Origin of the sequence: Streptomyces sp. NPDC050732, from assembly GCF_040654255.1 — a bacterium.
Taxonomy (GTDB): Bacteria; Actinomycetota; Actinomycetes; order Streptomycetales; family Streptomycetaceae; genus Streptomyces.
This window is the reverse complement of record NZ_JBFAHP010000002.1, coordinates 192,725-204,863: the sequence shown is the minus strand read 5'-3', so window position 1 is coordinate 204,863 and position 12,139 is coordinate 192,725. Positions and strand designations below refer to the sequence as shown.

Sequence of the window (12,139 nt, the reverse complement as noted above, 5' to 3'; positions counted from 1 at the left end):
TGCGGGTGCTTTGTGGCTGGGCGCGCCCACGCGGCGGAGCCGCATATGTCACAGCCCCGCGCCCCTGAGGCTGCGCCCCTACGGGGCGCGCCCTAGCGGGCTCGGCTCAAGCTGCGTGGGTCGGGGAGGAGTTGGCCTCTGCTTCGGCCCACTCCGTCACGAGCTGTTCGTACAGCGCGCGTTCGTCGGGGCGGAGGCGTCCTCCCGCGCGCAGCCACAGCGCACGGATGTCCTCATTGACCTCGTCGGCGGTGCGCCGGCGGTCGGGGGAGGGAGTCGTGGCCATGTCGTGAAGCTTACGTAGGCGGGTGTGAAGGCGGCGTCAATTTAAGCCTCCTCTCCGCATGACTTAGCTCACCGTGAGACATACCCCTCGTTTGAGTGGGCAGTCGAACCGGGCCGGAACTGCGGTTTGTTGTTCTACTTCTCCTCCTTCTTCGCCATCAGCTCCACGGCCCGCGAGAAGCTGTCCGCCCCGTGCCCCGCCTCCACGACCCGGCGGAAGACGTCGAGCACGGCGTCCGGGAACGCGGTGTCCACGCCCGCGTCGGCGGCCGTGTGGACGACGTGTTCCATGCTGGCCAGGCCCATCGAGACGCGGTCCACGTCACCGGCGTGGTTGCCCGCGTCGATGCGGGGTGCGTAGAAGTCGATGAAGTGCCCCATGCCGGCGAAGTTCTCGGTGGCGTAGGGGGCGATTTCGGCGGCGGTGATGCCGTGCGCGGCGGCCATGGCGACGGCCTGCCAGTAGGCGATCATTGATGGCCAGAAAATGACCATGTTCAGCTGGTACATGAGCGCGGCGAGCCCCTGATCCTCGCCCCGGTAGTCGGACTTGCCGGTGATGACTTCGAGGGCGGGGCGGTGCTTGTCGTACGCCTCGCGGGGACCGCTGTAGAACGTCGACGCGTCGGCGGTGCCGATGAGGGGCGGCGGGACCAGGACGCCGCCGGTCAGGTGCGTGCCGCCGAGTTCGGTCACCCAGCGGGCGCCCGCGCGGGCCTTCTCCGGGGTGTCCGAGCTGAGGTTCACGACGGTGCGGCCGGCGAGGGCCGCCTTGGCGGGCTCCAGGATCGCGTACATCGCGTCGAAGTCGGTGAGGCTGAGGACCACCAACTCGTTGGCGAGCAGGGCTTTCTCGGCACTTTCGGCGAAGGTCGCGCCGCGCTCCACGAGGGCGTCGGCGCGGGACCGGGTGCGGTTCCAGAGGGTGACGTCGTAGCCGCGGTCGAGGTAGGCGGCGGCCATGGCCTGACCCATGGGGCCGAGGCCGATGACGGTGACGGACGGGGTGGGCTGGGGTGCGGAAGGCATACGTGTCTCCTGGGTAGTTGTTCGGCTGCGCTGGAGTGACTAAAACGATCGCTCTATCTAGCGGCGTGGGGAGAACGTAGCACAGCTCTAGAACGAACGCTCTACTTAGTGGGTGGGTAGAGTGGGGGCATGGCCCAGAAGAGCTCAGCCCCAGCCCCAGACCCGGCCTCCGGCGAAGCGTCCGGTGCGTCCCTCGGCACGCGCGACCGGATCGTCGTCGTCGCCGCTCGCCTCATTCAGCGGCAGGGCTATGTGGGCACGGGCATCAAGCAGATCGCCAAGGAGGCGGAGGCGACGCTCGGCTCCGTCTACCACTTCTTCCCCGGCGGGAAGGAGGCCGTCGCGGTGGCCGCGATCACCTACAGCGCCGAGGAGTTCGCGGAGGTGCTGCGGGAGGGGCTGGCGGGTGGTGACGCCGACCCGGGCGCCGCGATCGAGCGCTGCGCGGTCGAACTGGCGGTGGGCCTGAGGGAGTCGGGCTGGGTCGACGGCTGCCCGGTCACGGCGGCGGCCCTGGAGACGCTCGGCTCCGACTCGGAGATCCAGCGGGTCTGCGCGGAGGCGCTGCGCGGCTGGGAGCTGATCGTCGAGGAGCGGCTGCTCGGGGCGGGTTTCTCGGCGCAGGACGCGCGCGAGGTGGCGACGACCGTGATCGGCGCGCTGGAGGGCGCCGAGGTGACGGCGCAGGTCGCACGCAGCGAGGAGCCGTTGCGGGCGGTGGGGCGGCAGTTGGCGCGGTTGGTGGGTACGTACGGGGCGTGAGGCCCCGGCCCGGCCCCGTACGCGATCGTCCGTCCGGGCTTACTCGCCCTGCTCCTGAGGGTGCTCCGTGTCGCTGAACAGGTCGTCTGCGTCGGTTGCTGTGACGGCGCGGGTGAGCCAGCGGTCGAGGGTGGGGAAGTCGGTACAGCTCTTGACTCGTTCGCGGGCGGTGTCGGAGATGGGGACGTCGCGCAGCTCCAGGACGCGGAGGATCGCTTTGACCTCACCCTTGGCTTCGCCTTCGAGGAACAATTCCTCGGCGAGGGTGCCCTGTCCGGGGAAGTAGATATCCGCAGCCATCTTCACCAAGTCCTTCCAGGCGGCTCGGGCAGGAGTGTCGCCCAGGCCGGCGTCCAGCATTTGCCAGTAGTAATCGAACGTCTTGCCGTCGCCGGTTGATCCCAGGGCGGTGACCAGTGCCTCCAGTATGGCCTTGTGCTCCGGGCCACGCGCATGCGTAAACGCGGACAAAGCAGCGAAGGGCAGGTTCTGGGCGGCTTCTTCGGAGTCGACGATCATCGGTACGTTGTCGGGGCCGAGGACCAGTGGGTGCACGCTCAGGGCGGTCCATCCCTCCACCCCGATCCGGAAGGGGCCGAGCGCCCAGGTCGAGGTGGCTTTGTCCTGGCAGACGACCAGGAGCAGGGCGGGGATGTGGTACTTCGAGTAGAGGTACGTCAGGTAGTACCCCCAGCTCACCGCCTTCTCCCGGTCCTGGCGCCGCTGAGCCTCTACGACCAGCAGGAATGCGCGGCCGTTCGGGGCACTGACCCGGAGCAGGGTGTCGACGCGGCGCTCGATGGGCCGGGTCTCGGTGACGTCCGGCGTGATCACCTCGACGGTCGGATTCTCGGGGAGCGCCACGCCCAGGAGCCGGAAGACCGGAGCCAGGAGCTCGGGGCGCTCCTGGAAGATCCTGTGCGAGGCCTCGTGTTGCGATGTGACCATGTGAGGAAGCTAGGCGGATCAAGGGCCGAGTTTCCCCACTCGGGGAGGGTGATCACTCTTTCGAGTGCGGAGGGAACGTTCCCCTCGCTACGGCTAGGGCCGTGGGCTGAGAGGGCCCCCGGCCCGGAGGGCACGCAGGAGTCCCGCGAGGGCTTCCGGGGCGGTGCTCAGTTCCGTGGTGGGGTCTTCGCTTTCGCGGAGATGGACAGTTCCACTGACGGTGGCCAGTTCCAGGCAGTTGTTGCCGTCTCCGCTGCCGGAGAGTGACGACTTCTGCCAGGCGGTGGTGTTCGTCCTTGGCCCTCCTTGATGGCATGCAGGAGCTGGGCCAAGGCTGCGGGACGAGTTGCCAGTTCGACGATGGGACAGTCGCTTTCGCGGAGGCGGATGTGGGCATCGGCGCTTGCCAGCTCTATGCATGTATCCCCGTCGCCGCCGCCGGAGAAAGACGACTTCTGCCAAGCGGTGGCGTTCATCGTTGGCTTGCCTTGATGGTCCGCAGTAGCTGGTTCAGGGTGGCTGGGGCAGTCGTCAGTTCGACGCCGGGCTCATCGCTTTCGCGGAGGCGGATGTGGTTGTCGGTGCTCGCCACTTCGACGCAGGCGTTGCCATCGCCGCTGCCGGAGAAGGACGACTTCTGCCAGGTGTCGGGCGTGGTCATGGGCGTCTCACAGCTCCTTCGCCACTCTGTTGATGAAGTCCCGGGACCGTCCAGGTTCGAGCGATGCGGCCACCATTCTACGGAAGAGCGTTCGAAAGCGGCCGAGTTGGGCTTCGGAGTCGATAAATGCTGTGCCACTCGGCGCATCGCGCACGACGGTGTCCAGCTTGGGTACTGCTCCTCCCGCGTACACCATGGTGCTGTCGGCGCCGGCAAAACCGTCCAGGTCGAAGGGGATCACCCGGACAGTGACGTGGTCTGCTTCGGAGGCTTCCAGCACCTGCGCAAGCTGCAGTCGGGCGGCGGGGCGGTCGCCTACCCGGATGCGGAGTGCAGCCTCATGGATCACGGTCTCGTATGGCGTGGGATGGGGACCCTGGATGATGACCTTTCGGTCCATCCGATGCTGCACGCGCAGTTCCAGTTCCGAATCGGGGAGCTCGGGGACTCGGTGGCCCAGGATTCGGCGAGCGTAGTCCTCCGTCTGCAGGAGGCCGGGGATGTGCAGGAAGTTCACGTCCCAGTAGTAGGTGGCGTGGTGCTCCAGTTCCGACAGGTCAAGAAATGGTGTGGGCAGCAGCCCTCGATACCCTTCCCACCACCCATGCGTCCTGTCGGCGGCCATCGCGACAAGTGATTCGATGAGCTCGGGGTCCGAGCAGGCGTAATGGGCGGCGAGCCGCCGCACGCGCTCTTCGCTGACGCCCGCCGTACCGAACTCGATCTGACTCATCTGGGCCGAGTCCGTTCCGAGCAGCGCGGCGGCTTCACGCCCTTTGAGGCCTGCAGCCTCGCGCAGTTTTCGCAGTTCAGCACCCAGGCGTTCCTGGCGTGCGGTGGGCTGCTTCCTACGTGCCATGGCTTTCCCCTTGAGCCCAACTGCTGTGGAGCGGTGACCCGTTAGAGGGAGAGATTACGGCAACGGGTTGCATGGTCCCAAATTGTGGCCCTACCGTCAGTGACGCGTCGCACACGCTGCGAGAACCGGGACCCCGGAAGCGCACCGCCCCGTCATGCCATGACGGAGTGACACTGCCACCGCCCGCACACCGCCGCGTCCGGTAACTCCCCCACCCCCAACAGGAGTTCTCGCATGCCTGGAAGCGAACCCTGGGAGTACACCCTGTACATCCCCCACGACCTCCGCGCCGTCACGATCTGTCGCCGTGCCCTCCGCCTCATCCTCACGATGCACTGCCTGCCCCAACTCACCGACATGGCGGAGCTGTTGGCCACAGAGCTCGTGTCCAATGCCGTGCGGCACACCAAGGGCCCCGCCGCCCTCCGCGTCCGCTACTCCGACGGAGTCCTCCGCGTGGGGGCCTGGGACGCCGACCCCACGCCGCCCGCCCCGCCTCCGCGCACCGCCGACGCGGGTGACGAGCAAGGGCGCGGCCTCGACCTGGTGCGGGCCTGTGCCGATGGCTGGGGATGGTCCCCGGGGGACACGGAGCCCGGCAAGCACGTCTGGTGCGAACTCAGTGCGGCGTAGCTCGTTCCCCAGGCACAGAAAATCTGGAGGGACCTGATGACGACGACCAACTATTTCTTCCGGCACGAGGGCGCCGAGAAGGTGCGGGACGAAGGTCGCGACGAGGCGCGAGCCGAGGAGCGGGGACGGGCCATCCTGCGCACGCTCGACTGGCGCGGCGTCGGGCTGTCGGAGACGGACCGGGAGCGGGTGCGGGCCTGTGGCGACCTGGACCGCCTCGCGGTGTGGCTCGACCGTGCCTACGAGGTGACCGACGCGGCTGCCCTGTTCGACGGCGACGAAGCCTGACGTTCACCGTCACGCCGGGGCGCGCGCCGACCGTCGGCCCCCGTAATTTGGATGACGTCACCCGATCCGAAGGAGGCCGTCATGAGCGTCGTGGATGGACGGGCCAGTGTCTTGACCCAGGACGATTTCGAGGAACTCGCTCGCCACGCCATACGGACGAACGAAGCGCTGCGGCTGGAGTTCGTCAACGGGAAACTGGGGGTCAAGGCAGTGCCGGACGGTGACCACGGGCGGATCATCGCGTGGCTGACACAGATCTGCATCCAGTCGCGGCAGGGCCTCTGGCTCTTTCCCGACCAGGGCCTGCGCATCGAGACCTACCGTAAGGGGAACGCACGCCCCGATGGCGCTCTCGCTCCCATCGACACCTTTGTGGGACAGGGCGAGTGGGCATCCACGGACGGGGTGCTGATGGTCGTCGAGGTCACCTCGGGCGACGCCGACACCGATGGCCGCGACCGGGTCGAGAAGCCACGCGCCTACGCCGAGAGCGACATCCCGGTATATCTGCTCATCGACCGCGACACCTGCGAGGTGAAGGTGCACTCGCAGCCCGACGGGGAGCGGTACGAGGTGGTGGTGACGGTTCCGTTCGGCAAGTGCGTGGCGCTGCCGGATCCGGTGGGGATCGAGGTGGACACCGAGCCGTTGAAGGACTGGGTGCACTGAGCGCGGCATGACGAAGGACGAAGGGCCGGAGCCCGTGTGTGACGGGTCCGGCCCTTTTCCGCGTACGACAGATGGATGCCGCTACGCGGCCGGCTTCTCCTCCAGGCGGGGGAAGAGCACCGCGCCCTTCGTCACCGTCGCGCCCGCGGGGAGCGTGCCCCACGTGCCGGCGGTGCGGACGTCCTGGTCGGCGAGGGCGCCCAGGAGGGGCTCCGCGCCGAGGGAGTCCCAGAGCTTCTGGGAGGTCTCCGGCATGATCGGGTTGAGGAGGACCGCCACCGCGCGCAGGGACTCCGCCGCGGTGTAGAGGATCGTCGCCAGGCGGGCCTTGCCCTCCGGGGAGTCGTCCTTGGCGACCTTCCACGGCTCCTGCTCCGTGATGTAGCCGTTGACCTGCTTGATGAAGTCGAAGACGGCCAGGATGCCGGCCTGGAAGTCCAGCTCCTCGCCGATCGCGCGGTCGGCGGTCGCGACGGCCTTGGCGAGGCCGTCCTTGACCGCCTGCTCGGCGTCGCCGGACGCCGTCGCCTCGGGCAGCTCGCCGCCGAAGTACTTGCCGACCATCGCCGCGACGCGGGACGCGAGGTTGCCGTAGTCGTTCGCCAGCTCGCTCGTGTAGCGGGCCGTGAAGTCCTCCCACGAGAACGAGCCGTCGCTGCCGAACGCGATCGCGCGCAGGAAGTACCAGCGGTACGCGTCCACGCCGAAGTGGGAGGTGAGGTCCTGGGGCTTGATGCCCGTCAGGTTCGACTTCGACATTTTTTCGCCGCCGACCATCAGCCAGCCGTTCGCCGCGACCTTGCCGGGCACCGGCAGGCCCTGCGCCAGCAGCATCGCGGGCCAGATCACCGCGTGGAAGCGGAGGATGTCCTTGCCGACGAGGTGGACGTCGGCCGGGAAGGTCGACTCGAACTTCTCCTGGTTCGCGCCGTAGCCCGCGGCCGTCGCGTAGTTCAGGAGGGCGTCGACCCAGACGTAGATGACGTGCTTGTCGTCCCACGGGACCTTGACGCCCCAGTCGAAGGTCGAGCGCGAGATGGAGAGGTCCTGGAGGCCCTGCTTGACGAAGTTCACTACCTCGTTGCGCGCCGACTCCGGCTGGATGAAGCCCGGGTTCGCCTCGTACAGGGCGAGGAGCTTGTCGCCGTACTCGCTCAGCTTGAAGAAGTAGTTCTCCTCCTTGAGGAGCTCCACCGGCTTCTTGTGGATCGGGCACAGCTTCGTGCCGTCCTCGGCCTCGATGAGGTCGCCGGGGAGCTTGTACTCCTCGCAGCCCACGCAGTACGGACCCTCGTAGCCGCCCTTGTAGATCTCGCCCTTGTCGTAGAGATCCTGGACGAACTCCTGCACGCGGTCGGTGTGACGCTTCTCCGTCGTACGGATGAAATCGTCGTTCGCGATGTTCAGGTGCTCCCAGAGGGGCTTCCAGGCCTCGGTGACGAGCTTGTCGCACCACTCCTGGGGGGTGACGTCGTTCGCCTCGGCCGTGCGCATGATCTTCTGACCGTGCTCGTCCGTGCCGGTGAGGTACCACACCTTCTCGCCGCGCTGACGGTGCCAGCGCGTGAGCACGTCCCCTGCAACGGTCGTGTAGGCGTGGCCCAGGTGAGGAGCGTCGTTGACGTAGTAAATGGGGGTCGTCACGTAGAACGCCTTCGCGTCTTCGCTCGTCCCCTGCTTCTCGGATCCAGTGGCCGCCATGGTCGAAATCCTAACGGGCCTGTGAAGATCCACTCACCTCGATTCCAGGGGGTGGACCGGTGGGTTCCGGTGCGCCCCCTGGAATGGCGTACGTCGGGTCGGTCATGGGCGCCAGGACGACAGCAGGCCCTCGTACAGCTCCTTGTCCGTGAGCTCGCGCGGGGTCGGGCCCGCGTGGAAGAACGCCGCGTTGTCCGCCTTCAGCTTGCGGAGGTAGTCGAAGCCCTTCGCGTCGTGCTCGCCGAACGCCACGAACTGGAAGAACAGGGGGTGTGCGGCGGCGTCCTTCAGGGCCTGGGTCGCCGGGCCCTTCGCGTCGGGGGCGCCGTCCGTCTGGAAGATCACCAGGGCGGGGGTGCCGTTCTCCTTGTGCTCCGACTTCTCGTAGTGCGCCACGACCTCTTCGATCGCGCGGTGGTAGCTGGTGCGGCCCATGCGGCCCGCTGCCGCGTGCATGTCGTCGATACGGTTCTCGTGCTCGGGGAGCGTGAGGGTGCCGGTGCCGTCGATCTCCGTGGAGAAGAAGACGACGTGCACGGTGGCTTCGGGGTCCGTGTGGGCGGAGAGGGCGAGGATCTGTTCGCCGAGGCTTTGGGCCGAGCCGTCCTTGTAGTACGGGCGCATGGAGCCGGAGCGGTCGAGGACCAGGTAGACCTGGGCTCGGGTTCCTGTGAGGTTGTTCTTCTTCAGGGCGGCGCCGGCGGCCTTGTAGGCGGGGGCCAGCGCCGGGGCTTTGGACCTCACCTTTGCGGCGGGGACGGCGGGCTTTCCGTTGGCCGGGGTGTGGTTGCCCCCTGCGTCCGGGGCCGCCTCAGCCTCCGGCTCGGGGTCGGTGTCAGGGGTCGCCTCAGCCTCCGGCTCGGGCTTGGCCTCGTTCCTCGCCTCAGCCTTCGGCTCGGGCTCGGCCTCGGGCGCCGCCTCAGCCTTCGGCTCGGGCTCGGCCTCGGGCGCCGCCTCAGCCTCCGGCTCGGCCTCGGGCGCCGCCTCAGCCTCCGGCTCGGCCTCGTTCCTCGCCTCAGCCTTCGGCTCCGGGTCGGCCTCAGGGACGCCCTCGTTGTCGGTGCTCGGCGCCGGGGGCTGTGCCCACCCGTCCCGCCCAGCGGGACGATTGCCCACAGCGGTGGCGGGCTCGGCCTCGGCCTCGGGCTCGTCCGCCTGCGGGGCGGGAGCGGCCTTCGGCTCCGGGTCGGCCTCAGGGACGCCCTCGTTGTCGGTGCTCGGCGCCGGGGGCTGTGCCCACCCGTCCCGCCCAGCGGGACGATTGCCCACAGCGGTGGCGGGCTCGGCCTCGGCCTCGGGCTCGTCCGCCTGCGGGGCGGGAGCGACCTTCGGCTCGACCTCGGCCTCGGGAGCCGCCTCAGCCTCCGGCTCGGGCTCGGTGTCAGGGGCCGCCTTAGCCTTCGGCTCGGGGGCGACCTCCGGAGCGGTCTCAGCCTTCGGCTCGGAGACGACCTCCGGAGCGGTCTCGACCTCGGGTGCCACCTCAGCCTTCGGCTCGGGCTCGGCCTCGGGCGCCGCCTCAGCCTTCGGCTCCGGGTCGGCCTCAGGGACGCCCTCGTCATCGGTGCTCGGCGACGTGGTCTGTTGGGGGACCGTTACGTTGTCGAAGGCCGCTGCTACCAGGTCGTCCACCGTGGGGCTCGGGGACGGGATCGAGGCCTTGGGGGGCGGGGTCGGCTCGGGGGAGGGGGACGGGAGGGTCACCTGCTCCGAGGGTGCCGCATCCCGCTCCGAGGGCGTCGCCTCCTGTTCCGGCGCAGTCGCACGCTCCGCACGCTCCGCACGCTCCGCACGCTCAGGCTCCCGTGCCTCCGGAACGCTCTCCTTGCGTGACCGTCCGAACGCGTTCCGCAGGCGGTTCAGAATGCCCATGTGCGCAACCCTTCGCGTGAGTTGATTCCCGAAAATCCCTGGCCAGGGCGGACACGTAAGGTTAGCCGCCGCTGTGGGCGATCTTGGGCAGGGTCGCCGAGCGGTTGCCGAGTGGTACTTGGCACCTCACTCGCCCGCATCACCTCCGCATCGCCCCACAGGCCAGCCTGGCCTCAACTCCTTCCCGTGCGTCACGGATTCACTCTCCGTTCACCCTCCGGCCGTCGTTATGCCGAATACCGCCCATAGCGTCACGGCGAAAACAGGCCATGCCAGACGACGGAGGACACGTGCGCAAGCTGCTGCCGATCATCACCTCGCATCAGGGGAGCGGCGGCCGTTCCGCCCTGACCTGCCGCTTCCGCTGCGGCGACGCCTGCTTCGGCGAGGTTCCGAACACCAGCGAGAACGAGTACGTCGGCGATGTCATCGCCGGTGCGCTCAGCCGTCGTTCGATGATGCGCGCCGCCGCCGTGGTGACCGTCGCCGGTGCCGCGGGCGGTGCCTTGATAGCGGGTCCGGCCGCCCCGGAAGCCGTCGCCGCCGTGCCCGCGGGCCGTACCGGCGACATGAAGGATGACAGGAAGGGTGACAGGAAGAGCAAGGGGGCGCGCGGACTGCGGTTCGCGCCCGTCGCGCCGAACACCGCCGACGCCGTCACCGTCCCCGCCGGGTATGAGCAGGACGTCATCATTCGTTGGGGTGAGCCCATCCTGCGCGGCGCCCCCGCCTTCGACGCGGAGAAGCAGACCGCCAAGGCGCAGGCCGGGCAGTTCGGGTACAACAACGACTTTCTGAGTCTGCTGCCGCTCCGGCGTGAGCACGGACGGCAGGTGCTCGTCGCCAACCACGAGTACACGGACGAGATCCTGATGTTCAAGGGGTACGACCCCCAGAACCCGACCCGTGAGCAGGTCGAGATCGCCTGGGCGGCTCACGGTCTCTCCGTCGTCGTGGTCGAGGGGGAGAGGAAGAGCGGGAAGCTGCGGGCCGTCAGCCGCCATCACCTCAACCGGCGCCTCACCGCCACCAGCCCCTTCCGCCTCTCCGGGCCGGTCGCGGGGAGCCCCCTCGTCCGTACGAAGGCCGATCCGCGCGGCACCACCGTCCTCGGCACGCTCAACAACTGCTCGGGCGGCACCACCCCGTGGGGCACGACGCTGCACGGCGAGGAGAACTTCAACCAGTACTTCGGCAACGCGGAGAAGGTGACCGACCCGACGACCGCCGCCCGGCTGAAGCGGTACGGCGTGACCGGTGCCGCCTCCGAGCGGAAGTGGGAGCGGTTCGACCGCCGCTTCGACCTGGCCCAGGAGCCCAACGAGGCCAACCGGTTCGGCTGGGTCGTCGAGCTCGACCCGTACGACCCGGAGTCGACTCCGCGCAAGCGCACCGCACTCGGCCGGTTCAAGCACGAGGCCGCGCAGCCGCGCCTCACGCACGACGGCCGCCCGGTCGTCTACATGGGCGACGACGAGAAGTTCGACTACTTCTACAAGTTCGTCAGCAGCAAGCGGATGGCCAAGGGCTCGTCCCGCGCCGCCCACGAGCACAATCTGTCGCTGCTCGACGAGGGCACCCTGTACGTCGCCAAGCTCACCGGTGACTCGCCCGCGGACGAGATCGACGGCAAGGGGACGCTGCCGGAGGACGGGGAGTTCGACGGGAGCGGGAAGTGGATTCCGCTCGCCACCGCCGGGCCGGGCGGCAAGGCCGTCTCGCACGTCGACGGCATGACCGCCGAGGAGGTGTACGTCTTCACGCGCCTCGCCGGTGACAAGGTGGGTGCCACGAAGATGGACCGGCCCGAAGACATCGAGCCATCGCCGCACACCGGCAAGGTGTACGTGGCGCTGACGAACAACTCCGACCGCGGCAAGGCCGGGAAGGCCGGGGCCGACGAGGCCAACCCGCGCAACCTCAACAAGCACGGGCAGATCCTGGAACTGACCGAGCGCCGCAACCGCGCGGACGCCACCACCTTCGCCTGGTCGCTCTTCCTCGTCGCCGGTGACCCGAACGACCCCTCGACGTACTTCGCGGGCTTCCCCAAGGAGCGGGTCTCCCCGATCTCCTGCCCCGACAACGTCGCCTTCGACCCGCACGGCAACCTGTGGATCTCCACCGACGGCAACCAGCTCGGCTCGCACGACGGCCTGTTCGGCGTCGCCACGCGCGGTGACCGGCGCGGCGAGCTCAAGCAGTTCCTGACCATGCCGACCGGCGCGGAGACCTGCGGCCCGATCGTCCAGGACCGGCGGGTGCTCGTCTCCGTGCAGCACCCGGGCGAGGTCGACGGCGCGTCGGTGGAGAAGCCGGCGAGCTCCTGGCCCGACGGGCCCGGAAAGATCGTCCGGCCGTCGGTCGTCGCGGTGTGGCGCGAGGACGGCCGCGACATCGGCGTCTGACCGGTCGGAAGAACGGCGCGGGTC

Annotated in this window: 14 protein-coding genes; 5 read left to right on the top strand and 9 right to left on the bottom strand. The window is 68.8% G+C overall.

Features of this window, described 5'->3' with window-relative positions; translation table 11 throughout:
* Positions 1-106 precede the first annotated feature (106 nt).
* Positions 107-286: a hypothetical protein gene (locus AB0H82_RS02950; protein WP_362988102.1), complete on the bottom strand. Its 180-nt coding sequence runs from the start codon at positions 284-286 to the stop codon at positions 107-109.
* Positions 287-420: 134 nt separating this feature from the next.
* On the bottom strand, positions 421-1,314 hold the full coding sequence (locus AB0H82_RS02945) for an NAD(P)-binding domain-containing protein (RefSeq protein WP_362988100.1): 894 nt from the start codon (positions 1,312-1,314) through the stop codon (positions 421-423).
* 129 nt (positions 1,315-1,443) lie between these two features.
* Between AB0H82_RS02945 and AB0H82_RS02940 the strand changes: the two genes are divergently transcribed.
* The gene (locus AB0H82_RS02940; RefSeq protein WP_362988098.1) at positions 1,444-2,076 is read left to right on the top strand and encodes a TetR/AcrR family transcriptional regulator; all 633 of its coding nucleotides are present in this window, start codon (positions 1,444-1,446) and stop codon (positions 2,074-2,076) included.
* Between the two features lie 39 nt (positions 2,077-2,115).
* Here the strand turns inward: AB0H82_RS02940 and AB0H82_RS02935 are convergent, their stop codons facing one another.
* The 5 genes from AB0H82_RS02935 to AB0H82_RS02915 form a co-directional block, all read right to left on the bottom strand.
* Positions 2,116-3,024 (bottom strand): hypothetical protein, encoded by a 909-nt coding sequence (locus AB0H82_RS02935; RefSeq protein ID WP_362988096.1) that lies wholly within the window; start codon positions 3,022-3,024, stop codon positions 2,116-2,118.
* Between the two features lie 93 nt (positions 3,025-3,117).
* Positions 3,118-3,252, bottom strand: a complete 135-nt coding sequence (locus AB0H82_RS02930; protein ID WP_362988309.1) for a hypothetical protein — start codon at positions 3,250-3,252, stop codon at positions 3,118-3,120.
* Complete coding sequence (locus tag AB0H82_RS02925; RefSeq protein WP_362988094.1) at positions 3,192-3,500, bottom strand: DUF397 domain-containing protein; 309 nt, start codon at positions 3,498-3,500, stop codon at positions 3,192-3,194. The genes AB0H82_RS02930 and AB0H82_RS02925 overlap by 61 nt, the downstream gene beginning before the upstream one ends.
* On the bottom strand, positions 3,497-3,685 hold the full coding sequence (locus AB0H82_RS02920; protein ID WP_362988092.1) for a DUF397 domain-containing protein: 189 nt from the start codon (positions 3,683-3,685) through the stop codon (positions 3,497-3,499). The genes AB0H82_RS02925 and AB0H82_RS02920 overlap by 4 nt, the downstream gene beginning before the upstream one ends.
* A gap of 7 nt (positions 3,686-3,692) precedes the next feature.
* Positions 3,693-4,544, bottom strand: coding sequence for a helix-turn-helix transcriptional regulator (locus AB0H82_RS02915; protein ID WP_362988091.1), 852 nt, complete (start codon positions 4,542-4,544; stop codon positions 3,693-3,695).
* 234 nt (positions 4,545-4,778) lie between these two features.
* Between AB0H82_RS02915 and AB0H82_RS02910 the strand changes: the two genes are divergently transcribed.
* The 3 genes from AB0H82_RS02910 to AB0H82_RS02900 all read left to right on the top strand — a co-directional run bounded on the left by AB0H82_RS02910 (position 4,779) and on the right by AB0H82_RS02900 (position 6,134).
* Positions 4,779-5,177: an ATP-binding protein gene (locus AB0H82_RS02910; RefSeq protein ID WP_362988089.1), complete on the top strand. Its 399-nt coding sequence runs from the start codon at positions 4,779-4,781 to the stop codon at positions 5,175-5,177.
* 36 nt (positions 5,178-5,213) lie between these two features.
* Complete coding sequence (locus AB0H82_RS02905) at positions 5,214-5,465, top strand: hypothetical protein (RefSeq protein WP_362988087.1); 252 nt, start codon at positions 5,214-5,216, stop codon at positions 5,463-5,465.
* Between the two features lie 81 nt (positions 5,466-5,546).
* The gene (locus tag AB0H82_RS02900; protein WP_362988085.1) at positions 5,547-6,134 is read left to right on the top strand and encodes a Uma2 family endonuclease; all 588 of its coding nucleotides are present in this window, start codon (positions 5,547-5,549) and stop codon (positions 6,132-6,134) included.
* 81 nt (positions 6,135-6,215) lie between these two features.
* Here the strand turns inward: AB0H82_RS02900 and metG are convergent, their stop codons facing one another.
* Both metG and AB0H82_RS02890 read right to left on the bottom strand, forming a co-directional pair.
* Positions 6,216-7,835 carry a methionine--tRNA ligase gene (gene metG, locus AB0H82_RS02895; protein WP_362988083.1) on the bottom strand — a complete coding sequence of 540 codons (1,620 nt, stop codon included), beginning with the start codon at positions 7,833-7,835 and terminating at the stop codon, positions 6,216-6,218.
* 102 nt (positions 7,836-7,937) lie between these two features.
* Positions 7,938-9,707 (bottom strand): VWA domain-containing protein, encoded by a 1,770-nt coding sequence (locus tag AB0H82_RS02890; protein ID WP_362988081.1) that lies wholly within the window; start codon positions 9,705-9,707, stop codon positions 7,938-7,940.
* A gap of 290 nt (positions 9,708-9,997) precedes the next feature.
* Between AB0H82_RS02890 and AB0H82_RS02885 the strand changes: the two genes are divergently transcribed.
* On the top strand, positions 9,998-12,115 hold the full coding sequence (locus AB0H82_RS02885; protein WP_362988307.1) for a PhoX family protein: 2,118 nt from the start codon (positions 9,998-10,000) through the stop codon (positions 12,113-12,115).
* Positions 12,116-12,139: the final 24 nt, after the last annotated feature.